Here is a 22,647-nt window from a genome sequence, read left to right as displayed (position 1 = left end):
GGCCGGGTCCTAGGACCATCGGAGCAGGGCGCGACGCCGCCCGGGAGGACACACTGCACTCATGGACCCGCAACTGCCGCAGACCATCGACGCCTACCTGGAGCGCATCGGCGCGCCCCGCCCCGCCCGCCCCGATGCCCCGGCGCTGCGCGAGCTGCAACTGCGTCATCTCACCACCGTGCCCTTCGAGAACCTCTCGATCCACCTCGGCGAGGACATCGTGCTGGAGGAGAAGGCGCTCCTCGACAAGATCGTGGCGGGCCGCCGCGGCGGGTTCTGCTACGAACTCAACGGCGCCTTCGCGGTGTTGCTGCGGGCGCTCGGCTTCCGCGTCACGCTGCTCCAGGCGCGGGTCCACGGGGACGGGGGGCGGCTCGGCATTCCGTACGACCACCTGGCACTGCGGGTGGAGACGGACGACGGCACGGGGCCGTGGCTCGCCGACGTCGGCTTCGGCGACCATGCGGAGCGTCCGCTCCTGCTGGACGACCGCACGGACCAGCAGGACCCGCGCGGCACGTTCCGCATCGCGCGGGTCCACGCCGAGGCGGGCGGGGACCACGGAGATGTCGATGTGCTGCGGGACGGCGCACCCCAGTTCCGGCTGGACCCGCGGCCGCGGGCGCTGGACGACTTCCGGGGCGGCGCCTGGTACCACCGGACCTCGCCCGATTCCGGCTTCACGCGGGCGCCGGTCTGCTCGCGCTTCACCGCCACCGGCCGGATCACGCTCTCGGGACGCAGACTCCTCACGACGGTGGGTGGGGAGCGCCATGAGACGCGGCTGGAAGGCGATGAGGAGGTCCTCGCCGCCTACCGCGAGCATTTCGGTGTGCTCCTCGACCGGCTCCCTCCCGAAGGAGGGGTCGGCGTCGAGGCCGGCCTTTCTGCACCGAATGGGTGACACACACAAACGGAACGATCAATTCGGACCTTCGGTGACACCTCGTCCCAAGCCGTTGCGAGCCGCTCTGTTTGCCTCGAACGCCACAAGGGTGATCGAATGCATGCTCGTCGGCGGGTCGCTGCTCCGACAACGACGTCCAGTCCTTCGGCCCGAGGTGAAACCGCCCCCGGGAGTGAGTGGAATGTTCGGTCGTTGGCTCGGAAACAAGGCAGCGCCGGGCGCCGTACGGGGCAACGCCCTCGCCGGACTCGCGGTACCGGATGCCGCGGGCGTCCTCAGCTGCCGGGTGCTCGACCCGGTCAACGAGGTGGTGCGGCAGGCCGAGTTCGTGGTCACGGACGCCGCGGGACGCAAGGTCGTCGGCGGGGAGACCGATCCCTTCGGCAATGTCCTCGCCACGGTGCCGGCGGGGGAGTACCGACTGGCCGTCACAGCGGAGGGGTTCACCCCGTTCCACGGCTCGGCCACCGTCGCCGAGGGCGCTCACGCCGGTCTGGGTGATGTCACCCTCCAGGTCTCCGCGCCTCCGCAGCTGCCCGAGCCGGGCGAGTGGGAGATCGAGCCGATGCACTCCCAGATCGGCTTCACGGCCCGCCATATCGGTATGGCCCGCATCCACGGCCGGTTCAACACCTTCGCCGGCGCGGTCCGGATCGCCGACCGCATGGAGAACTCGGCCATGCACGTGATCATCGACGCCGCGTCGATCGACACGAACGTCCAGATGCGTGACGACCACCTGCGCTCGGGCGACTTCCTCGACGTCGGCCGCTTTCCCACGCTGGAGTTCTACAGCGAGCGTTTCGTCCACCGGGGCGGCACCCGCTGGGGCGTCAGCGGCGCGCTCACCCTGCACGGCGTGAGCCGCACGGTGACGCTGGACACCCAGTACCTCGGCCTCGGCAACGGCCTGGAGGGCGAGACCCGTGCCGCCTGCCGCGCCACCACCGAGCTGCACCGTGAGGACTTCACCCTCACCTGGCAGACGATGCTGGCCCGGGGCATCGCCGCGGTCGGCTCCAGCATCGCGATCGACATGGACATCCAGATCGTCCCGAAGAGCTGACTCCGGGCGGTGCGCGCGGGCGGACCCGGGCGCCGCCGCTACGGAGTCTCCAGCCAGCCCTCGTACTCGGCGGCGAACGCGTCGAGCGCCGCCGAGTCCAGGCGCCGGTCCGGGTCTTCCACGACCAGCAGCCACTGGGCGTCCTCGGCGTCGTCCTCGCCGGCCAGTGCGTCGCGTACGAGCTGCGGCTCCTCGGCGACCCCGAACCGGTCGGCCAGCTCTCCGGCCGCCTCCTCCGCGGCATCGCGGTCGGGCAGCACCAGTACATGTCTCACATCGCTCACCCGCCCATTCTCGGCTACGGGCCGCGGCGTCCGGAACGGCGGTCGCGGCCGGACTGTCAGCGGCCCGTGGGATGCTGGACGGCGATGGCCACCAGAAGGAATTCCACCGACGACCCGCTCGCTCCCCTCACGCTCGCCGTGGGGCAGGAGGACCTGCTCCTGGACCGCGCCGTGCAGCAGGTGGTGGCGGCCGCCCGGGCCTCCGACCCCGACACGGACGTCCGGGACCTCGCCTCCGAGCAGCTTCAGCCGGGCACGCTCGCCGAGCTGACGAGCCCTTCGCTCTTCGCCGAGCGCAAGGTGGTGATCGTGCGCAACGCGCAGGACCTCTCCGCCGACACGGTCAAGGACGTCAAGAGGTATCTCGACGACCCGGTCGAGGAGATCACCCTGGTGCTGCTGCACGCGGGCGGCGCCAAGGGCAAGGGGCTGCTCGACGCGGCGCGCAAGGCCGGGGCGCGGGAGGTCGCGTGCCCGAAGACCACGAAACCCGCCGAGCGCCTTTCCTTCGTACGGGGCGAGTTCCGGACCCTGGGACGCTCCGCGACGCCCGAGGCGTGCCAGGCGCTGGTCGACTCCATCGGCAGTGATCTGCGGGAACTGGCGAGCGCGGCGTCCCAGCTCGTCGCGGACGTCGAGGGCACGATCGACGAGGCCGTCGTCGGGCGCTACTACACGGGGCGCGCTGAGGCGTCCAGCTTCACGGTCGCCGACCGGGCCGTCGAGGGGCGGGCGGCGGAGGCGCTGGAGGCGCTGCGCTGGTCGCTGTCGACGGGGGTGGCCCCCGTCCTGATCACCAGCGCGCTCGCCCAGGGCGTACGGGCCATCGGCAAGCTCTCGTCGGCGCGCGGGGGCCGGCCGGCCGACCTCGCCCGGGAGCTGGGCATGCCGCCCTGGAAGATCGACCGGGTGCGCCAGCAGATGCGGGGATGGACGCCGGACGGGGTGGCCGTGGCGCTCCGGGCGGTCGCGGACGCGGACGCGGGGGTCAAGGGCGGCGGGGACGATCCGGAGTACGCGCTGGAGAAGGCGGTGGTCGCGGTGGCGCGGGCCGCGCGGATGGGGCGGGCGAGCCGGTAGCGGGGCCCCGCCAGGGGGCACGGACCCCGGTTCGTGCCCCCTGACCGTCGTGCCCTCGGTCCCGGGGCGGGCTTGATGGCCGATGCCGCTCGGCCCCTGTCGCGCCCATCGAGCTGACGCCGCTCGGCCCCTGTCGCGCCCATTGAGCTGACGTCGCTCGGCCCCTGTCGCACCCATTGAGCTGACGTCGCTCGGCCCCCGTCACGCCCATCGAGCTGACGCCGCTCGTGGCCCATCGAGCCGACGCCGCTCGCCGCCCGTCCTGCGCAGGACATGCCGAAGGCCCCGGTCGTCACCCTGGGGAGGGCGACGGCCGGGGCCTTCGAGGTGCGCTTGGTGCGCCGCACCCGCGTGGCGAACGCAGGTTCGGTGTGCGGCGCGGGGTGCCGGTCAGGAGCGGGAGAGAGGGCCCGCTGGGTCCGTACCGGCGATCACATCAGAATGCTCAGCCCTGGAGGGTGGCAACCTTGGTGGCCAGCGCCGACTTCTTGTTGGCGGCGGCGTTCTTGTGGATGACACCCTTCGAGACAGCCTTGTCGAGGGCGCGCGAAGCGTCGCGAACGGCCACGGTGGCCTTCTCGACGTCGCCCGCCACGACGGCCTCGCGGGCCTTGCGGATCGAGGTCTTGAGCGAGGACTTGACGGCCTTGTTGCGCAGGCGCGCCTTCTCGTTCGTCTTGTTCCGCTTGATCTGGGACTTGATGTTCGCCACGAAAGAGCCTTTTCAGGTTCGTTGGATCTTCGATGTGTGTCCTTGCGGCCCGAGAGCCACGAGGCACAGCTGTCCACGGTACCAGTCGCCCTCCGAGCGGCCCAAACCGGTCTTCGCCCCGCAGGCGTGGGACGATGGAGGCTACGTACAGATCCGACCGACCCGACATCGACCCGAGACACGGCGTTCGGCGTCTCAAGAATCAGGACCCTGCGTGCCCGCGACTCCTCTCCACGTGCCCGAGCCGAGCCGTACCGACCCGGCGCTGATCCGCAACTTCTGCATCATCGCGCACATCGACCACGGCAAGTCGACCCTCGCCGACCGGATGCTCCAGCTGACCGGTGTGGTCGACGTGCGGCAGATGCGCGCTCAGTACCTCGACCGGATGGACATCGAGCGCGAGCGCGGCATCACCATCAAGTCCCAGGCGGTACGACTGCCCTGGGCGCCCACGACCGGTGAGGGCCAGGGCAGCACCCACGTCCTCAACATGATCGACACCCCGGGACACGTCGACTTCACCTACGAGGTCTCCCGGTCGCTCGCCGCCTGTGAGGGCACGGTCCTGCTGGTCGACGCCGCGCAGGGCATCGAGGCCCAGACGCTGGCCAACCTCTACCTGGCGATGGAGAACGACCTCACCATCGTCCCGGTCCTCAACAAGATCGACCTGCCGGCCGCCCAGCCCGAGAAGTTCTCCGAGGAGCTGGCCAACCTCATCGGCTGCCAGCCCGAGGACGTCCTCAAGGTCTCCGCGAAGACCGGCGTCGGCGTGGACGCGCTGCTGAACCGGGTGGTCAGGGACGTACCCGCACCCGTCGGCAAGGCGGACGCCCCGGCCCGCGCGATGATCTTCGACTCGGTCTACGACGCGTACCGCGGAGTCGTCACGTACGTCCGTGTCGTCGACGGCCAGCTGAACAAGCGCGAGCGCATCCGCATGATGTCGACCGGCGCCACCCACGAGCTGCTGGAGATCGGTGTCTCCTCCCCGGAGATGACCCCGTCCGACGGCATCGGCGTCGGCGAGGTCGGCTACATCATCACCGGCGTGAAGGACGTCCGGCAGTCCAAGGTCGGTGACACGATCACCTCGCTGAGCAACGGGGCGACCGAGGCGCTGGGCGGCTACAAGGACCCGAAGCCGATGGTGTTCTCGGGGCTGTACCCGCTGGACGGATCGGACTACCCGGACCTGCGCGAGGCGCTGGACAAGCTCCAGCTCAACGACGCCGCCCTGGTATACGAGCCGGAGACCTCCGCCGCGCTCGGCTTCGGCTTCCGTGTCGGCTTCCTCGGCCTGCTCCACCTCGACGTGGTCCGCGAGCGGCTGGAGCGTGAGTTCGGTCTCGACCTCATCGCCACCGCGCCGAACGTGGTCTACCGGGTCGAGATGGAGGACGGCAGCGAGCACGTCGTCACCAACCCGAGTGAATTCCCCGAGGGGAAGATCGACAAGGTGCACGAGCCGGTCGTCAGGGCCACGGTCCTGGCGCCCAGCGAGTTCATCGGCGCGATCATGGAGCTCTGCCAGCAGCGCCGCGGCACGCTCCTCGGCATGGACTACCTCTCCGAGGACCGGGTCGAGATCCGCTACACCCTGCCGCTCGCCGAGATCGTCTTCGACTTCTTCGACCAGCTGAAGTCCAAGACGCGGGGTTACGCCTCGCTCGACTACGAGCCCACCGGCGAGCAGTCCGCCCAGCTCGTCAAGGTCGACATCCTGCTCCACGGCGACAAGGTCGACGCGTTCTCCGCCGTCACGCACAAGGACAAGGCGTACGCGTACGGCGTGCGGCTCGTCGCCAAGCTGCAAAAGCTCATCCCCCGGCAGAACTTCGAGGTGCCGATCCAGGCGGCCATCGGCTCCCGGGTCATCGCCCGTGAGACCGTCCGTGCCATCCGCAAGGACGTCCTCGCCAAGTGCTACGGCGGTGACATCTCCCGTAAGCGGAAGCTGCTGGAGAAGCAGAAGGAAGGCAAGAAGCGGATGAAGATGGTCGGCAACGTGGAGGTGCCGCAGGACGCGTTCATCTCGGTGCTGTCGACCGATGAGTCCGCCGGAGAGACCAAGGCCAAGAAGTAGGACGGGGGCGGGGCGGAGTCCGGCCCTTCCCTCCCTCCCCCCTCCTTACCGGCCGGTAGGCGAACGGGTCCCCGCAGCGCAGAGCACCGCGCCGTGGGGGCCCGTTCGTTATGAAGCGACGCCCTGTTGCCCCTTACGCGGGGCGCGCGGGCGCTTTACTCTGATCACGGCTTCGTAGTTACTCGCCAGTTAAACAAGCAGGACCGAGCAGCACGCAACACCCCGCACGTGCGGACCCGAGCACGCGGTACCGGCACGTGTGGACCCCAGCACGCAGGATCAAGCACGCAGACCCAAGCGGAGAGCGCACACCCGCAACCAGCAGCCCGTCGTGAAGCACTGCCGCAGGCCCGGAGGATGTCGTGAGCGACACACAGACCATGATCGAGAACCGTCCGCCCTCCGTGGCGACCCTCTTCATCGACCGGGTGGCCGCCACCCCGGACGGGGAGGCCTACCGCTACCCCGTCCCCGCGGCCGCCGGCCAGGGTCCCGACGAGTGGAAGTCGCTCAGCTGGGCGCAGGCCGCCGAGCGCGTCTACGCCGTGGCGGCCGGGCTGATCGCCCTGGGCGTGCAGCCGGAGGAGCGCGTCGCGCTCGCCGCGAGCACCCGGGTCGAATGGATCCTGGCCGACCTCGGGGTCATGTGCGCGGGCGCCGCGACCACCACGATCTACCCCTCGACGAACGCCGAGGAGTCGGCGTTCATCCTCTCCGACTCCGACAGCCGGGTCCTGATCGCCGAGGACGCGGCCCAGCTGGCCAAGGCGCGCGAGCGCCGCGCCGAGCTGCCGAACCTCGCGCACGTCGTCGTCATCGACGCGGAGGGCGCCGGACCGGCCGAGGGCGACCCGGAGGGCTGGGTGCTCTCCCTGGCCGACCTGGAGGCCCTGGGCGCCGGGCACCTGGCCGAGAACCCGGAGGCCATCAAGGCGCGGGTCGACGCCATCACCCCCGGGCAGCTCGCGACCCTCATCTACACCTCGGGCACCACCGGCCGCCCCAAGGGCGTACGGCTGCCGCACGACAACTGGTCGTACATGGCCAAGGCCACCGTCTCCACCGGCCTGATCACCAAGGACGACGTCCAGTACCTCTGGCTGCCGCTCGCCCACGTCTTCGGCAAGGTGCTCACCTCCGGACAGATCGAGGTCGGCCACGTCACCGCCGTCGACGGCCGGGTCGACAAGATCATCGAGAACCTGCCGATCGTCCAGCCGACGTACATGGCCGCCGTCCCCCGGATCTTCGAGAAGGTCTACAACGGGGTCGCGGCCAAGGCCCGTGCCGGCGGCGGGGCCAAGTACAAGATCTTCCTCTGGGCGGCCGGGGTCGCCCGCGAGTACGCGAAGGTCTCCCAGGACAACTTCCGGCGCACCGGCACCGCCTCCGTGCCCTTCGCGCTCGGCGCCAAGCACAAGGTCGCCGACGCCCTCGTCTTCGCCAAGATCCGCGAGGCGTTCGGCGGCCGGCTCCGCGCCTGCGTCTCCGGCTCCGCCGCCCTCGCCCCCGACATCGGTTTCTTCTTCGCCGGCGCCGGGATCCACATCCTGGAGGGCTACGGCCTCACCGAGTCCAGCGCCGCCTCCTTCGTCAACCCGGGCGAGGCCTACCGCACCGGCACCGTCGGCAAGCCGCTCCCCGGCACCGAGGTCCGCATCGCCGACGACGGCGAGATCCTGCTGCGCGGCCCCGGCCTGATGGAGGGCTACCAGGGGCTGCCGGACAAGACGGCCGAGGTGCTGGAGGCCGACGGCTGGTTCCACACCGGCGACATCGGCGAGCTGTCCGTGGACGGCTATCTGCGGATCACCGACCGCAAGAAGGACCTGATCAAGACGTCCGGCGGCAAGTACATCGCGCCGGCCGAGGTCGAGGGCCAGTTCAAGGCGGTCTGCCCGTTCGTCTCCAACATCCTGGTGCACGGCGCGGACCGTAACTTCTGCACCGCCCTCATCGCGCTGGACGAGCCGACCATCCTCGGCTGGGCCGCCGAGAACGGCATGGAGGGCAAGTCGTACGCGGACGTCGTGGCGTCCCCGAAGACCGTCGAGCTCATCGACGGTTACGTCAAGCGCCTCAACGAGGGACTGCAGCGCTGGCAGACCATCAAGAAGTTCCGGCTCCTCCCGCGCGACCTCGACATCGAGCACGGTGAGGTCACGCCCAGCCTCAAGCTGAAGCGGCCGGTCGTCGAGCGCGCGTACAAGGATCTGATCGAGGACATGTACGCGGGCTCCCGGGAGGCGTGACACCGGCCCCTGGCCCCGGCCCCCGTGCTCGGCGCGCGGGGGCCGGCGCGCTGTTCTCCAGGCACTTCGGTAACTCGACGCGTATGCGAAGGGCCGATCTGTCACTCTGTCCGTGTCGTCAGCGGCGCTTAACGGAGAACAGGCAGAGCGAGAACAGGTCAGGAGCCGCCCTGTGGGGTCCATTCCCTTGCAGCGGGACATCGTGCAGCGTCCCGGAACCACTGGCGCGTCCACGGGCGCACAGCCCGTCGCCCGGACGAGCCTGCCCGGGAACCTGCTCGCGCCCTCCGCGGCCCGGCGGTTCGTGGAGGCGGCGCTCGCCGAATGGAGCGGGCTCGGGCTGCCCGCGGCCGTGGGTTTCAGCGAACGGCTGTCCGACGACGCGGCGGTCGTCGTCAGCGAACTCGTCACCAACGCCGTCGTGCACGCCGGAACCAACGTCGACCTGCTCTTCCGGCTGGAGGAGGCGACCGAGGACGAGGCCTCCGCGCTGGTCCTGGAGGTCTCCGACCACCACCCCGCCCGTGCCGTGCGCAGCGACCGGCCCGAGCACGGCACCCCGAGCGAGGACGCGCCGGGGGAGCCCGCCGAGTACGGGCGCGGCCTGGAACTCGTCGCCACCCTCGCCGAGCGCTGGGGCATCACCTACCGCACCGGCCTCAAGACCGTCTGGGCCCGGCTCCCCGTCGACGACTGGAACCCCTTCCCCGACACGCGTCCGGCACCCGGATTCCAGCGCGGCCTGCGCGCCGCGGAACTGCTCGCCCCCACCGCCCGCCGCGCCCTGCGCGACGACGCGGACTGGGCGGGGCGCGGCGCGCTGTCGTTCCTCGCCGAGGCGTCGGACCTGCTGGCGGGCCAGCTCGACGAGGACATCGTGGCCGCGCTCGCCGGACAGTTACTCGTGCCCCGGCTCGCCGACTGGTGCGCGATCTGGCTGGAGCCCGAGACCCCGGGCCGCGCCGCCGTCCCTCGGCTCGCGAAGGTCTGGCACGTCGACGAGAGCCGGATCCAGCCCCTGCGCACCCTGCTGGAGGGCGACCCCCTCCGGCTCCCCGAGCGGGTCGGGACCGGGCCGGTCTCGCTGCCGTGGCCCGGCAGCACGGAGGACGGCGGGCAGCCGGGCGGGACCGAAGGCGTCACGCTCGCCTACCGGATCACCTCGGGCGGCCGCACCCTCGGCGCCGTACTCCTCGGCCGCGAGGGCATCACCCGCGTCCCCGACGAGGTCACCGCCCTGATCGAGGACTTCGTGCGCCGGGTCGGCCTCGCCGTCGGCGCGGCCCGCGCCTACACCCGGCAGGCCACGATCAGCCGCATCCTCCAGCGCGGACTGCTGCCCAGCAAGGTCGCCGAGATACCCGGTGTCGCCAGCTCCCTGGTCTACGAGCCCAGCGACGACGGAGTGGTCGGAGGTGACTTCTACGACATCTTCCCGTGCCCCGGAGACCGCTGGTGCTTCGTCCTCGGCGACGTCCAGGGCAGCGGCCCCGAGGCGGCCGTCGTGACCGGGCTCGCCCGCCCCTGGCTGCGGCTGCTGGCCCGCGAGGGCTTCCAGGCCGGCGAGGTCCTGGTCCGCCTCAACCGGCTGCTTCTGGACGACGCGATGGAGGCCGCCGAGGCGGCCGCGCTCATGGTCGCCGCCGCCGGCGGCCAGCACTCGGCGGACAGCGGGCAGTCCCGGTTCCTCTCCCTGCTGTACGGGGAGCTCGTGCCGCTGCCCGGAGGCGGCGCGCGCTGCACCCTGGCCAGCGCGGGGCATCCGCTGCCCCTGCTGCTGCGGCCCGACGGCACGGTGCGCCCGGCCGCCGAACCGCAACTGCTCCTCGGCGTCATGGACGACGCCGTGTACGAGACCCAGAGCTTCGACCTGGCGCCCGGCGACAGCCTCCTGTGCGTCACCGACGGGGTGACGGAGCGTCGCTCCGGGGCGCTGATGTTCGACGACGGGGACGGGCTCGCGCAGGCGCTCTCCGGCTGCACCGGGCTTACCGCGGAAGGCATCGCGGACCGCATCAAGCACGCCGTGCACGCCTTCGCCGAGCGCCCGCCGGACGACGATCTGGCGCTGCTGGTCCTCCAGGCCCAGTAGCCAGCTCCCGGGGTGGCGTCCGGTTGCCGGGCGGCGCGCGACAATGGGCGGTATGCCTTCCGTACTGCCCGATGGTGAACCCGTACCCGACGACGGGGCGCTGCCCCGCCACGCCCTGGAAGGCGCCGCAGACCGCCCGCTCGGCTTCTATCTGCACGTGCCGTACTGCGCGACCCGCTGCGGCTACTGCGACTTCAACACCTACACCGCCACCGAGCTGCGCGGCTCCGGCGGGGCGCTGGCGTCCCGGGACAACTACGCCTCCCATCTGGTCGGCGAGGTCCGCCAGGCCCGCAAGGTCCTCGGCGACGACCCCCGCCAGGTCCGCACGGTCTTCGTCGGGGGCGGCACCCCCACGCTGCTGGCCGCCGCCGACCTGGTCCGGATGCTGGCCGCGATCCGGGAGGAGTTCGGCCTCGCGGACGACGCCGAGATCACCACCGAGGCCAACCCGGAGTCCGTCGGACCGGCCTATCTCGCCGAACTGCGCGAAGGAGGCTTCAACCGGATCTCCTTCGGGATGCAGAGCGCCCGGCAGCACGTCCTGAAGATCCTCGACCGCACCCACACCCCCGGCCGGCCCGAGGCCTGCGTCGCCGAGGCGAGGGCCGCCGGCTTCGAGCACGTCAACCTCGACCTGATCTACGGCACCCCCGGGGAGTCCGACGACGACTGGCGCGCGTCCCTCGACGCGGCGATCGGCGCGGGCCCGGACCACGTGTCGGCGTACGCCCTGATCGTCGAGGAGGGCACCCAGCTGGCCCGCCGCATCAAGCGCGGCGAGATCCCGATGACGGACGACGACGCACACGCCGACCGGTACCTCATCGCGGACGAGGCGATGGCCGCGGCCGGCTTCTCCTGGTACGAGGTGTCGAACTGGTCCCGGACTCCCGAGGGCCGCTGCCTGCACAACGAGCTGTACTGGCGCGGGGCCGACTGGTGGGGCGCAGGACCCGGCGCGCACAGCCACGTCGGCGGCGTGCGCTGGTGGAACGTGAAGCATCCGGGCGCGTACGCGCAGGCGCTGGCCGAGGGGCGCTCACCCGGCGCGGGCCGCGAGATCCTCTCCGCCGAGGACCGCCGGGTCGAGCGCATCCTGCTGGAGCTGCGGCTCGTCGACGGCTGCCCGCTGTCCCTGCTCGCCCCGGCCGGACTCGCGGCGGCCGGCCGGGCGGTGGACGACGGACTGCTGGAGCCCGGCCCGTACGCGGAGGGGCGCGCCGTGCTGACGCTGCGGGGGCGGCTGCTGGCCGACGCGGTGGTGCGGGACCTGGTCGACTGAGGGGTCGCGGCCACGCGGAGGGGCGGGGGAACCCGCCGCGGGCGCCCGGCGCGCTCCGCCCCGGACCCCGCCCCTCGAACTCCCCCGGACCGCGTCCGGGGGACCCGCGGGGCCCGCAGGGGCCGGAAGCGCGGCCCTTAAGCGGGGCGTGCTGTCACGTAGTCGATCAGTTCTTCGACCCGGCCCAGCAGCGCCGGTTCCAGATCGCGGTAGGAGCGGACCGAGGACAGGATCCGCTGCCACGCCGCACCCGTGTTCTCCGGCCACCCCAGGGCCCGGCACACACCCGTCTTCCAGTCCTGGCCGCGCGGCACCACCGGCCACCCCGCGATCCCGACGGACGACGGTTTCACCGCCTCCCACACGTCGATGTACGGGTGGCCGACCACCAGGACGTTCTCGTCCGAGATCCGCGCGGCGAGCCGGGACTCCTTGGAGCCCGGTACGAGATGGTCCACCAGCACCCCGAGGCGGGCGTCCGGGCCCGGCGCGAACTCCCGCACGATCGCGGGGAGGTCGTCGATGCCCTCCAGGTACTCCACCACCACGCCCTCGATGCGCAGGTCGTCGCCCCAGACCCGTTCCACCAGCTCCGCGTCGTGCCGCCCCTCCACGTAGATCCGGCCCGCCCGCGCGACCCGGGCCCGCGCCCCGGGAACCGCGAGGGAACCGGAGGCCGTACGGGCGGGCCTGGCCGGACCGCCCGCCGACGGGCGCACCAGTGTGACGACGCGGCCCTCCAGCAGGAAGCCGCGCGGCGCCATCGGGAAGACCCGGTGCTTGCCGAAGCGGTCCTCCAGGGTCACCGTCGGACCCTCGGCCGTCTTCTCGCACCGGATCACCGCACCGCAGAATCCGGTGAGGGCCTCCTCCACGACCAGATCCGGATCGGCGGGCACCTCGGGGACGGGGGCGGACTTCTTCCACGGCGGGGTCAGGTCCGGCTGGTAGCTGCGCATCGGACGACGATAAGCGGGGAGCGGGCTACGACACGCCGAACCTGGCGGCGAGGGCGTCGCGCTGGGCCCGTACGAACGCGGCGTCCACCACGGCCCCGTGCCCCGGCACGTACAGCGCGTCCTCGCCGCCCAGCGCCAGCAGCCGGTCCAGTGCCGCCGGCCAGTGCCCGGGGAAGGCGTCCGGGCCCGCCTGCGGCTCGCCGGACTCCTCGACCAGGTCGCCGCAGAACACGATCGTGCGGGAGCCGGGGGAGGCCGGGGCGCCGGGGACCACCACCGCCAGATCGTGGCCGCTGTGCGCGGGGCCCATGTTCACGAGCAGCACCTCGCGTCCACCGCCCAGATCGAGCGTCCACTCGGCCAAGACCTCGTGGTGCGGCGCCACCAGCGCATCGGCGGACTCGGCCGCGTCCTGTGCGGGCAGGCCCTGCCGTACCCCGTCCTCGCGCAGTTCGTCCGCCCCGCGCCGCAGCAGCTCCGTCATGCCGACGGCGCCGAACACCTGCGTCCCGGAGAAGGCCGCCGCGCCCAGCACATGATCGAAATGGGGATGGCTGAGTGCGATATGCGTCACCCTCCGGCCCAGCAGCGCCTGCGCCTGACCCCGTACCTCGGCCGCTTCACGGAGTGACGACCCGGTGTCGCAGAGCAGCACTCCGTCCGCCCCGCACACCAGGGCCACCGTCGCATCCCACACCGGAAGCCGTCGACGGCCCACACCGTGTCCGAGTCGCTCCCAGCCGAACTCTTCCCAAGAGGCGTCCATACGGCGACGCTATCGGCAACGACCTGCGCAGTCTCGCGGTAGCGTGGCCGGTCGCCCTTGCTAGGGGGCCGCCCGGTCGCCGTACACTGGCGGAGGACTGCTGGCACTCGTACGTACCGAGTGCCAGGGCAGGACCGGGAACGGCCCGAGAACCACCGAGGACACAGCTGGAGGTGTGCGCGATGCTCAGCGAACGCAGACTCGAAGTGCTGCGCGCCATCGTCCAGGACTATGTCGGCACCGAGGAGCCCGTCGGCTCCAAGGCGCTCACGGAGCGGCACCAGCTGGGGGTCTCCCCGGCCACCGTCCGCAACGACATGGCGGTGCTGGAGGACGAGGGCTTCATCGCCCAGCCGCACACCAGCGCGGGACGCATCCCGACGGACAAGGGATACCGGCTCTTCGTCGACAAGCTCGCGGGCGTCAAGCCCCTGTCGTCGCCGGAGCGCCGCGCCATCCAGAACTTCCTCGACGGCGCGGTCGACCTCGACGACGTCGTGGGACGTACCGTGCGGCTGCTCGCGCAGCTGACCCGGCAGGTCGCCGTCGTGCAGTACCCCTCGCTGACCCGCTCGACGGTGCGGCACGTGGAACTGCTGCCCCTGGCCCCCGCCCGGCTGATGCTCGTGCTGATCACGGACACCGGCCGGGTCGAACAGCGGCTCGTCGACTGCCCCGCGCCGTTCGGCGAGACCTCGGTCGCCGATCTGCGGGCCCGGCTCAACAGCCGGGTCGTCGGGCGCCGCTTCGCGGACGTCCCGCAACTGGTGCAGGACCTGCCGGAATCCTTCGAGAGCGAGGACCGGGGAACCGTGTCCACCGTGCTCTCGGTCCTCCTCGAATGCCTCGTCGAGGAGACGGAGGAGCGGCTGATGATCGGCGGCACCTCCAACCTCACCCGTTTCGGGCACGACTTCCCCGTGATGATCCGGCCGGTGCTGGAGGCACTGGAGGAGCAGGTCGTGCTGCTGAAGCTGCTCGGCGAGGCCAAGGACTCGGGCATGACCGTACGTATCGGGCACGAGAACGCCCACGAAGGGCTCAACTCCACGTCCGTGGTCGCGGTCGGCTACGGTTCGGGCGACGAGGCAGTCGCCAAACTCGGCGTGGTCGGACCGACCCGCATGGACTACCCCGGAACGATGGGAGCGGTACGCGCAGTGGCACGTTACGTCGGACAGATCCTGGCGGAGTCGTAAGTGGCCACCGACTACTACGCCGTACTCGGCGTACGCCGCGACGCTTCTCAGGACGAGATCAAGAAGGCCTTCCGGAGGCTCGCCCGCGAGCTGCACCCGGATGTGAACCCCGATCCGAAGACCCAGGAGCGGTTCAAGGAGATCAACGCCGCTTACGAGGTGTTGTCGGACGCTCAGAAGAAGCAGGTCTACGACCTCGGCGGCGACCCGCTGTCCGCCTCCGGAGGCGGTGGCGCGGGCGGATTCGGACAGGGCGGCTTCGGCAACTTCTCCGACATCATGGACGCGTTCTTCGGTGCGTCGTCGCAGCGCGGACCCCGTTCGCGTACGCGCCGCGGCCAGGACGCCATGATCCGGCTGGAGATCGACCTCTCCGAGTCGGCCTTCGGTACGACCAAGGACATCCAGGTCGACACGGCCGTCGTCTGCACGACCTGCAGCGGCGAGGGCGCCGCACCCGGCACCTCCGCCCAGACCTGTGACATGTGCCGCGGCCGCGGCGAGGTCTCCCAGGTCACCCGGTCCTTCCTCGGCCAGGTCATGACCTCGCGGCCCTGCCCCCAGTGCCAGGGCTTCGGCACGGTCGTGCCGACGCCGTGCCCGGAGTGCGCCGGTGACGGCCGCATCCGCTCGCGGCGCACGCTCACCGTGAAGATCCCCGCCGGTGTCGACAACGGCACCCGCATCCAGCTCGCGGGCGAGGGCGAGGTCGGCCCCGGCGGCGGCCCCGCCGGCGATCTCTACGTCGAGATCCACGAGCTGCCGCACGCCGTGTTCCAGCGGCGCGGCGACGATCTGCACTGCACGGTCACCATCCCCATGACCGCTGCGGCCCTCGGCACCAAGGTGCCGCTGGAGACGCTCGACGGTCTGGAGGAGGTCGACATCCGGCCGGGCACCCAGTCCGGCCAGTCCGTCCCCCTGCACGGGCGCGGCATCACGCACCTGCGCGGCGGCGGGCGAGGCGACCTGATCGTCCACGTCGAGGTGATGACCCCGACCAAGATGGACCCGGAGCAGGAACGCCTCCTGCGCGAGCTGGCGAAGCTGCGCGGCGAGGAGCGGCCCACCGGCCAGTTCCAGCCCGGGCAGCAGGGCCTGTTCTCGCGCCTCAAGGACGCGTTCAACGGCCGCTAGGGCGTGTTTCGAAAGTAGCGCCGTCCGCCCGGAGGGCGGGCTCGGCGGCGCCTGGTGCGTGCGATCGCAAGGCGGAGGGTCGCCCCGATACTGGTTGTATCGGGGCGATCCCGACAACGCGGCGAGTGTGCGTGCCAGGCGTCGCCGAGCAGGCGGGACTTTCGAAACACGCCCTAGGTCCGCGCGTCGACACGGTACGGGCCCGGTTTCCGGGCCCGTACCGCATTGCGGACAAAACGTGGCAGCGGGGTGCGCATCACGGGCCACGAGGGACATGACACGATGCGGTCATGTCATCCGCGTTGACCGATCTCTGCCGGTATCCGATCGTGCAGGCCCCGATGGCGGGCGGCACCTCCTGCCCGCAGCTCGTCGCGGCCGTCGCCGAGGCCGGCGGGCTCGGCTTCCTGGCCGCCGGGTACAAGACGGCGGACGGCATGTACAACGAGATCAAACAGGTGCGCGGCCTCACCGGCCAGCCCTTCGGCGTCAACCTCTTCATGCCGCAGCCCGACCTCGCCGACCCGGCCTCCGTCGAGGTGTACCGGCACCAGCTCGCGGGCGAGGTCTCCTGGTACGAGACCCAGCTCGGCGACACCGACGCCTGCGGCGACGACGGCTACGAGGCCAAGCTCGCCATCCTCCTGGAGGACCCCGTCCCGGTCGTGTCCTTCACGTTCGGCTGCCCCTCCCGCGACACCCTCGACGCGTTCGCCGCGGCGGGCACGTACACCGTCGTCACGGTCACCTCGCCCGAAGAGGCCCAGGCCGCCCAGTGGGCGGGCGCCGACGCCGTCTGCGCCCAGGGCGTCGAGGCGGGAGGCCACCAGTCCACCTTCCGTGACGACCCGCAGGCCGACGGCTCGGGCACCGGGCTGCTCTGCCTGGTGGGCCAGGTCCGCGAGACCGTGCAGATACCGGTCGTCGCCGCGGGCGGACTGATGCGCGGCTCCCAGATCGCCGCGGTGCTGGCGGCGGGCGCCGACGCGGCACAGCTCGGCACCGCCTTCCTGGCCTGCCCCGAGTCGGGCGCCCATCTGCTCCACAAGCAGGCCCTGAACAACCCGCTGTTCGTCCGCACCACCCTCACCCGGGCGTTCTCCGGCCGCCCGGCCCGCGGCCTCGTCAACCGCTTCGTACGCGAGCACGGGCCGTACGCCCCCGCCGCCTACCCGCAGGTGCACCATCTGACGGCCGCGCTGCGCAAGGCGGCGGCCAAGGCCGGGGACGCGCAGGGCATGGCACTGTGGGCCGGGCAGGGCCACCGGATGGCCCGCGAGCTGCCCGCGGGACGGCTGGTCAGGCTGCTCGCCGAGGAAATGGACGCCGCACGGACGGCACTGAGCACGAGGAGTACACAGTGACGGCACCCGTCTTCGTCGTCGAACAGCTGCCGGGCGGGCCCGAGTTCGTCCTGGAGGGCCCCGAGGGCCGGCACGCCGTCTCGGTGAAACGCCTGCACGCCGGTGAGGACGTCGTCCTGACGGACGGACGCGGTGCCTGGGCCGAGGGCGTCGTGTCGGCGGCCGAGGGCAAGGACCGGCTGGTGATCACCGGTCTGGACGCCGTCCACGAGGAGCCCCGCCCCGGCGTCCGCATCACCGTCGTCCAGGCGCTGCCCAAGGGCGACCGGGGCGAGGTCGCCGTCGAGACGATGACGGAGACCGGCGTCGACGCGGTCGTCCCGTGGCAGGCCGCCCGCTGCATCACCCAGTGGAAGGGCGACCGGGGTCTCAAGTCCCTGGCGAAGTGGCGCAGTACGGCCCGCGAGGCCGGCAAGCAGTCGCGCCGGGTGCGGTTCCCGGACGTGACGGACGCGATGACGACCAAACAGGTTGCCGCACTTCTGGCCACGGCCGACTTCGCGGCGGTACTGCACGAGGACCGCGGGTACGGAAGTGAGCCGCTGGCCACCGTGCACCTGCCCGACGAGGGCGAGATCGTGCTGGTCGTCGGTCCCGAAGGCGGGGTCTCCCCGGACGAGTTGGCCGTGTTCGCCGCCGCCGGCGCCCGGACCTGCCGGCTCGGGAGGACCGTGCTGCGGACCTCGACGGCGGGCACCGCGGCGACGGCGCTGCTGCTGGGGCGCACGGGCCGCTGGTCATAGGGCCGGCCGCCCCGTGGGGGGTGGGTGACGCCGCCCCCCTCTGACGGTCGCTCTCAGGTGCTTCCCTTTCGGGTGGTTGTGGCCGCAAGCGGTCTACCGCCGGGTCCGGAGCGGTGGGAAGCTGCCCGTATGGGGACATCAAGGGCATGGGGTCGCCGGGCGACCCGTCGTATTCCGGCCGCGGTCTGCCTGGCGGCCACCGTCGTCGTGGGCGTCACCGCCTGCGAACCCGCGGACGGGCTCAACACCGCGTCCATCGCGGTGACCACCGACCGCACGGCGACCCGTGCGCTGGAGCACGAAGGCGTCGACGTGCAGTGGCTGACCTGCACGGCGAAGGTGAACGCGGGAGGAGCGAAGGCCTCGTCCGGGCGGGCGGGTTCGGCCACCGCCTCCCCGCGCCGCCTCGCCGACGTCGACTGCCGCGGCCGGACGAAGGACGGCCGGGACATCACGGTCGCCGGCCAGGTACGCCAGGCGGTCGACGGCCGGTGCGTGCGCGGGGACCTGACGGCGAAGGCCGACGGCCGCACCGTGTTCCGGGCCACCCTGCTCGGCAACTGCGAGGCGCCGCCCGCGACCTCCGCTCCGGACGACGGCAAGGGCGGCGGGGGAGGGGCCCGGCCGACGGTCACGGTGACCGTCACGGTCACGGAGCGTCCCCAGGGCAAGTGACCTGAACCGCCCGGCCGTTCCGGCACGGCGGCCGCGCCGTCGCCTGCGCGCTTCCGCGTGCGCCGGGCCACCGTAAGGCGGACTCCGGCCAACTCCGTTCCGCCCGCCACTGCCGCGGCCTAGGGTGATCGATGTGACACAGCCTTCCTACCTCCGGTATCCCCATGTCCAGGGCGACTCGATCGTCTTCACCGCCGAGGACGATGTCTGGCTCGCGCCGCTCGACGGCGGCCGAGCCTGGCGTGTCAGCGCCGACAACCGTCCTGTCACCCAGCCGCGCATATCGCCCGACGGCACCCTCGTCGCCTGGACGTCCACCCGCGACGGGGCGCCCGAGGTGCACCTCGCGCCCGTCGACGGCGGCCCCTCCCGGCGGCTGACCCACTGGGGCGACGCGCGGACCGCCGTACGCGGCTGGACCCCCGACGGCGACGTGCTGGTCACCAGCACCCAGGGCCAGGTCTCCCTGCGGCGCAGCTGGGCCCGGGCCGTCCCGGTCGACGGCGGCCCCGCACGGACCCTCCCGTACGGACCGGTCGGCTCCCTCGCGTACGGTCCCGGCGGACGCGTCCTGCTGCTCTCGGCCACCATGGGGCGCGAGGCCGCCACCTGGAAGCGCTACCGGGGCGGCACCGCGGGCAAGCTCTGGATCGCGGCCGAGGGGGACCCGGGGGAGTTCGCACGCGTCCACGAAGGGCTTGACGGCAACATCGAATGCCCCCTGTGGGTCGGCGAGCGCATCGCCTTCCTCTCCGATCACGAAGGCGTCGGCGCGCTCTACTCCTCCCTCCCCAACGGCACGGACCTGCGCCGGCACACCGGCGTCGACGGCTTCTACGCCCGGCACGCCACCACCGACGGCACGCGCGTCGCCTACGCGTCCGCCGGTGAACTCTGGCTCCTGGACAGCCTGGACGGCGACGAACCCCGCCGCCTCGACATCCGGCTCGGCGGCCAGCGCGCCGACCTCCAGCCGCACCCCGTGCACGCCGGCAGCCACCTGCACACCGCGTCCCCCGACCGCACCGGCCGCGGCAGCGCCGTCGGCTCCCGCGGGGCCGTCCACTGGGTCACCCACCGCGAGGGCCCGGCCCGCGCGCTCGCCGTCGAACCCGGCGTGCGCGCGAGGCTTCCGCACGCCTTCCAGGCCGACGGCGACCAGCACGTCGTCTGGGTCACCGACGCCGAGGGCGACGACGCGCTGGAATGCGCCCCCGCTACCGGAACCGGCCCCGGAGCCGTGCCGCGCCGCCTCGCCGCGGGCCGGATCGGCCGGGTCCTCGACCTGGCGCCGGCACCGGACGGCAGCCGGTTTGCCGTCGCGGCCCACGACGGACGTGTACTGATCGTCGAGCGGGGGAGCGGCGAGGTCCACGAGGTGGACCGCAGCGAGCACGGCGACGCCTCCGGCCTCGTCTTCTCGCCCGACTCCGCCTGGCTCGCCTGGTCGCACCCCGGCCCCGAGCCGCTGAGCCAGCTCAAACTCGCGCACCTGGCGGACCTGTCGGTCTCCGAGGCGACCCCGCTGCGGTTCCGGGACTTCGCACCCGCCTTCACCGCCGACGGAAAGCACCTCGCCTTCCTCTCCGAGCGTGCCTTCGACCCGGTCTACGACGCCCACGTCTTCGACATGGCGTTCATCGGCGCCTGCCGTCCGCACCTGCTGACGCTCGCCGCGACCACCCCCTCCCCGTTCGGGCCGCAGCTCCACGGCCGCCCGACCGAGAAGGAGAAGGGCGGCGACGGCGAGGACAACCCCACCGCGCTGCCCGTCACCCGCATCGACCTGGACGGCCTCGCCGACCGGATCGTGCCGCTGCCCGTCGAGGCCGCCAGCTACTCCTCGCTGCGCGCCGCGAAGGACGGCCTGCTGTGGCTGCGCCACCCGGTGACCGGAGTGCTCGGCACGAGCGCGGCCACCCCCGACGCCCACGGCCCCGAGCCCGTGCTGGAGCGGTACGACCTGGAGAAACTGCGCTGCGAGGAACTCGCCTCCGACATCAGCCGGTTCGCGGTCAGCGGCGACGGCAGGCGGCTGGTCCTGCACAGCCACGGCAAGCTGCGCGTCGTCCCGTCCGACAGCCGGGTGTCCGGCTCCGACGACGACAGCGACGAGGGCAACGTCACCGTCGACCTCTCCCGGGTGCGCCGCACCCTCGACCCGGCCGCCGAATGGCGCCAGATGTACGACGAGGCCGGCCGCATCATGCGGGACAACTTCTGGCGGCCCGACATGGGCGGTGTCGACTGGGACGGCGTCCTGGACCGCTACCGGCCCGTCCTGGAACGCGTCGCCACCCACGACGACCTCATCGACCTCCTCTGGGAGGTGCAGGGCGAACTCGGCACCTCGCACGCCTATGTGACCCCGTCCGGCGGCTGGCGCGACGACTCCGCCCGGCAGGGACTGCTCGGCGCCGACCTCTCCCGCGCCGACGACGGGAGCTGGCGCATCGACCGCATCCTGCCGTCCGAGACCTCCGACCCGGCCGCCCGGGCGCCCCTCGCCGCGCCCGGAGTCGCGGTGCGTGCCGGCGACGCGATCGTGGCGGTGGACGGCCACCCCGTCGACCCGCTGACCGGTCCCGCACCGCTGCTGACCGGTTCCGCCGGCAAACCCGTCGAGCTGACCGTCTCGCCGGTCGACGGCGGCGACCCGCGCCACGTCGTGGTCGTGCCGATCGCCGACGAGGAGGCGCTGCGGTACCACGCGTGGATCGCCGACCGGCGCGCGTACGTCCACGAGCGGTCCGGCGGGCGCCTCGGATACCTCCACGTCCCCGACATGGTCGGCTCGGGCTGGGCGCAGATCCACCGCGACCTGCGCACCGAGGTCGCCCGCGAGGGCCTGGTCGTGGACGTACGGGAGAACCGCGGCGGCCACACCTCGCAGCTCGTCGTGGAGAAGCTGGCCCGCCGCATCGTCGGCTGGGACCTGCCCCGCGGCATGCGGCCCTCCAGCTATCCGGGTGACGCGCCGCGCGGCCCCGTCGTGGCCGTCGCGAACGAGTTCTCCGGTTCGGACGGCGACATCGTGAACGCGGCGATCAAGGCGCTGAACATCGGGCCGGTGGTCGGCGTCCGCACCTGGGGCGGCGTGGTGGGCATCGACAGCCGGTACCGGCTCGTCGACGGCACGCTGGTCACGCAGCCCAAGTACGCCTTCTGGCTGGAGGGGTACGGGTGGGGAGTCGAGAACCACGGCGTCGACCCCGACGTCGAGGTCGTCATGACCCCGCAGGACCATGCCGCGGGCCGGGACCCGCAGCTGGACGAGGCGATCCGGATCGCCCTGGAGTCGCTGGCGCGGACGCCCGCGAAGGTGGCGCCGTCGCTGCCGGAGTGAGGTGAGGCGGGGCGGGGCGGAGGTGGAGCGGTGGCTCGGTGCGGCTGCCCGGCCGGTGGGTCGGGGCTTCTGCGGCCAGGCCTGTTCTCCTCCCTTCCCCGCCCCTTCTCGTGACCGGGGCCCCGCCCGGAACTCGCGCCTCGGACGCCGGGGGGTGAGGGCTCTCCGCCCCGGCCCCGCGCTGTGAACTCCCCCGGACCTCGTCCGGGGGACCCCCCCGGGGGCCGGGAGGGGCCTGCGCCCCGGACCCCGCGCCTCGGCGCCGGCCGGGCGCGGCGCACCGATAGGCTTCTCCGTGACGGATCAACGAGACAGAGGAGCGCCCCCATGGCAGGAGAACCGCAGCCCGACTGCCTGTTCTGCAAGATCGTCTCGGGTGAGATCCCGGCCACCATCGTTCGGGAGACCGCCACCACGGTCGCCTTCCGCGACATCAACCCCCAGGCCCCCACCCACGTCCTGGTCATCCCGCGCGTCCACCACCCCGACGCCGCGTCCCTCGCCGCCGCCGAGCCGCAGGTCCTCGCCGACGTGCTGGCCGAGACCGGGCGCGTCGCCGCCGACGAGAAGGTCGACGGGACCGGGTACCGGGTCGTGTTCAACACCGGCGCCGGAGCCGGGCAGACCGTCTTCCACGCGCACGCCCACGTCCTGGGCGGCCGCGGCCTCCAGTGGCCCCCCGGCTAGGTCC

The 22,647-nt window shown here is 72.4% G+C and carries 18 protein-coding genes; 14 read left to right on the top strand and 4 right to left on the bottom strand.

Features of this window, described 5'->3' with window-relative positions:
• The first annotated feature begins 61 nt into the window (after positions 1 to 61).
• Positions 62 to 904 (top strand): arylamine N-acetyltransferase, encoded by an 843-nt coding sequence (locus E6R60_RS05120; RefSeq protein ID WP_136325194.1) that lies wholly within the window; start codon positions 62 to 64, stop codon positions 902 to 904.
• 184 nt (positions 905 to 1,088) lie between these two features.
• Positions 1,089 to 1,973 carry a YceI family protein gene (locus E6R60_RS05115; protein ID WP_136325193.1) on the top strand — a complete coding sequence of 295 codons (885 nt, stop codon included), beginning with the start codon at positions 1,089 to 1,091 and terminating at the stop codon, positions 1,971 to 1,973.
• Between the two features lie 38 nt (positions 1,974 to 2,011).
• On the opposite strand, the gene E6R60_RS05110 is transcribed toward E6R60_RS05115, so the two are convergent.
• Positions 2,012 to 2,257, bottom strand: coding sequence for a hypothetical protein (locus E6R60_RS05110; protein ID WP_136325192.1), 246 nt, complete (start codon positions 2,255 to 2,257; stop codon positions 2,012 to 2,014).
• An 84-nt stretch (positions 2,258 to 2,341) separates the two neighbouring features.
• Here E6R60_RS05110 and holA point away from each other — a divergent pair, with 84 nt between their 5' ends.
• Positions 2,342 to 3,337, top strand: coding sequence for a DNA polymerase III subunit delta (holA, locus tag E6R60_RS05105; protein WP_136325191.1), 996 nt, complete (start codon positions 2,342 to 2,344; stop codon positions 3,335 to 3,337).
• 445 nt (positions 3,338 to 3,782) lie between these two features.
• On the opposite strand, the gene rpsT is transcribed toward holA, so the two are convergent.
• The gene (gene rpsT / locus E6R60_RS05100) at positions 3,783 to 4,049 is read right to left on the bottom strand and encodes a 30S ribosomal protein S20 (protein ID WP_136325190.1); all 267 of its coding nucleotides are present in this window, start codon (positions 4,047 to 4,049) and stop codon (positions 3,783 to 3,785) included.
• Between the two features lie 214 nt (positions 4,050 to 4,263).
• Between rpsT and lepA the strand changes: the two genes are divergently transcribed.
• The 4 genes from lepA to hemW all read left to right on the top strand — a co-directional run bounded on the left by lepA (position 4,264) and on the right by hemW (position 11,767).
• Entirely contained in the window at positions 4,264 to 6,138 is a 1,875-nt protein-coding gene (lepA, locus tag E6R60_RS05095) for a translation elongation factor 4 (protein WP_136325189.1), read from the top strand.
• A gap of 362 nt (positions 6,139 to 6,500) precedes the next feature.
• Positions 6,501 to 8,390, top strand: a complete 1,890-nt coding sequence (locus tag E6R60_RS05090; protein ID WP_136325188.1) for an AMP-dependent synthetase/ligase — start codon at positions 6,501 to 6,503, stop codon at positions 8,388 to 8,390.
• Between the two features lie 187 nt (positions 8,391 to 8,577).
• The gene (locus tag E6R60_RS05085) at positions 8,578 to 10,482 is read left to right on the top strand and encodes an ATP-binding SpoIIE family protein phosphatase (RefSeq protein WP_136325555.1); all 1,905 of its coding nucleotides are present in this window, start codon (positions 8,578 to 8,580) and stop codon (positions 10,480 to 10,482) included.
• A 52-nt stretch (positions 10,483 to 10,534) separates the two neighbouring features.
• Positions 10,535 to 11,767: a radical SAM family heme chaperone HemW gene (gene hemW, locus E6R60_RS05080; protein WP_136325187.1), complete on the top strand. Its 1,233-nt coding sequence runs from the start codon at positions 10,535 to 10,537 to the stop codon at positions 11,765 to 11,767.
• Between the two features lie 137 nt (positions 11,768 to 11,904).
• On the opposite strand, the gene E6R60_RS05075 is transcribed toward hemW, so the two are convergent.
• The gene (locus E6R60_RS05075) at positions 11,905 to 12,726 is read right to left on the bottom strand and encodes a DUF3097 domain-containing protein (RefSeq protein ID WP_136325186.1); all 822 of its coding nucleotides are present in this window, start codon (positions 12,724 to 12,726) and stop codon (positions 11,905 to 11,907) included.
• 25 nt (positions 12,727 to 12,751) lie between these two features.
• Positions 12,752 to 13,492, bottom strand: coding sequence for an MBL fold metallo-hydrolase (locus E6R60_RS05070; protein ID WP_136325185.1), 741 nt, complete (start codon positions 13,490 to 13,492; stop codon positions 12,752 to 12,754).
• Positions 13,493 to 13,674: 182 nt separating this feature from the next.
• On the opposite strand from E6R60_RS05070, the gene hrcA reads away from it, so the two are divergent.
• The 7 genes from hrcA to E6R60_RS05030 all read left to right on the top strand — a co-directional run bounded on the left by hrcA (position 13,675) and on the right by E6R60_RS05030 (position 22,643).
• Entirely contained in the window at positions 13,675 to 14,691 is a 1,017-nt protein-coding gene (gene hrcA / locus E6R60_RS05065) for a heat-inducible transcriptional repressor HrcA (protein ID WP_136325184.1), read from the top strand.
• Complete coding sequence (gene dnaJ / locus E6R60_RS05060) at positions 14,692 to 15,828, top strand: molecular chaperone DnaJ (protein WP_136325183.1); 1,137 nt, start codon at positions 14,692 to 14,694, stop codon at positions 15,826 to 15,828. It begins immediately after the preceding gene.
• 290 nt (positions 15,829 to 16,118) lie between these two features.
• Complete coding sequence (locus E6R60_RS05050) at positions 16,119 to 17,192, top strand: nitronate monooxygenase (protein WP_136325181.1); 1,074 nt, start codon at positions 16,119 to 16,121, stop codon at positions 17,190 to 17,192.
• Positions 17,189 to 17,935: a 16S rRNA (uracil(1498)-N(3))-methyltransferase gene (locus E6R60_RS05045; RefSeq protein ID WP_136325180.1), complete on the top strand. Its 747-nt coding sequence runs from the start codon at positions 17,189 to 17,191 to the stop codon at positions 17,933 to 17,935. The genes E6R60_RS05050 and E6R60_RS05045 overlap by 4 nt, the downstream gene beginning before the upstream one ends.
• Before the next feature lie 129 nt (positions 17,936 to 18,064).
• A complete protein-coding gene (locus E6R60_RS05040; protein ID WP_240802394.1) occupies positions 18,065 to 18,610 on the top strand; it encodes a hypothetical protein in 546 nt (181 codons plus the stop codon).
• Positions 18,611 to 18,743: 133 nt separating this feature from the next.
• Entirely contained in the window at positions 18,744 to 21,956 is a 3,213-nt protein-coding gene (locus E6R60_RS05035; protein WP_136325179.1) for a S41 family peptidase, read from the top strand.
• A gap of 327 nt (positions 21,957 to 22,283) precedes the next feature.
• Positions 22,284 to 22,643 (top strand): histidine triad nucleotide-binding protein, encoded by a 360-nt coding sequence (locus tag E6R60_RS05030; RefSeq protein WP_136325178.1) that lies wholly within the window; start codon positions 22,284 to 22,286, stop codon positions 22,641 to 22,643.
• Positions 22,644 to 22,647: the final 4 nt, after the last annotated feature.

It is taken from the genome of Streptomyces sp. A0642, from assembly GCF_004795105.1.
Lineage (GTDB): Bacteria > Actinomycetota > Actinomycetes > Streptomycetales > Streptomycetaceae > Streptomyces.
The sequence above is the reverse complement of the archived record's forward strand: the minus strand, read 5'-3'. Positions and strand labels throughout refer to the sequence as shown.

What these genes read in the sequence shown, in the direction of transcription:
- E6R60_RS05120 (WP_136325194.1), top strand. Translation starts at nt 62, where the DNA reads ATGGACCCGCAACTGCCGCAGACCATCGACGCCTACCTGGAGCGCATC.
- E6R60_RS05115 (WP_136325193.1), top strand. Translation starts at nt 1,089, where the DNA reads ATGTTCGGTCGTTGGCTCGGAAACAAGGCAGCGCCGGGCGCCGTACGG.
- holA (WP_136325191.1), top strand. Translation starts at nt 2,342, where the DNA reads ATGGCCACCAGAAGGAATTCCACCGACGACCCGCTCGCTCCCCTCACG.
- hemW (WP_136325187.1), top strand. Translation starts at nt 10,535, where the DNA reads ATGCCTTCCGTACTGCCCGATGGTGAACCCGTACCCGACGACGGGGCG.
- E6R60_RS05075 (WP_136325186.1), bottom strand. Translation starts at nt 12,726, where the DNA reads ATGCGCAGCTACCAGCCGGACCTGACCCCGCCGTGGAAGAAGTCCGCC.
- E6R60_RS05070 (WP_136325185.1), bottom strand. Translation starts at nt 13,492, where the DNA reads ATGGACGCCTCTTGGGAAGAGTTCGGCTGGGAGCGACTCGGACACGGT.
- hrcA (WP_136325184.1), top strand. Translation starts at nt 13,675, where the DNA reads ATGCTCAGCGAACGCAGACTCGAAGTGCTGCGCGCCATCGTCCAGGAC.
- E6R60_RS05050 (WP_136325181.1), top strand. Translation starts at nt 16,119, where the DNA reads ATGTCATCCGCGTTGACCGATCTCTGCCGGTATCCGATCGTGCAGGCC.
- E6R60_RS05040 (WP_240802394.1), top strand. Translation starts at nt 18,065, where the DNA reads ATGGGGACATCAAGGGCATGGGGTCGCCGGGCGACCCGTCGTATTCCG.
- E6R60_RS05030 (WP_136325178.1), top strand. Translation starts at nt 22,284, where the DNA reads ATGGCAGGAGAACCGCAGCCCGACTGCCTGTTCTGCAAGATCGTCTCG.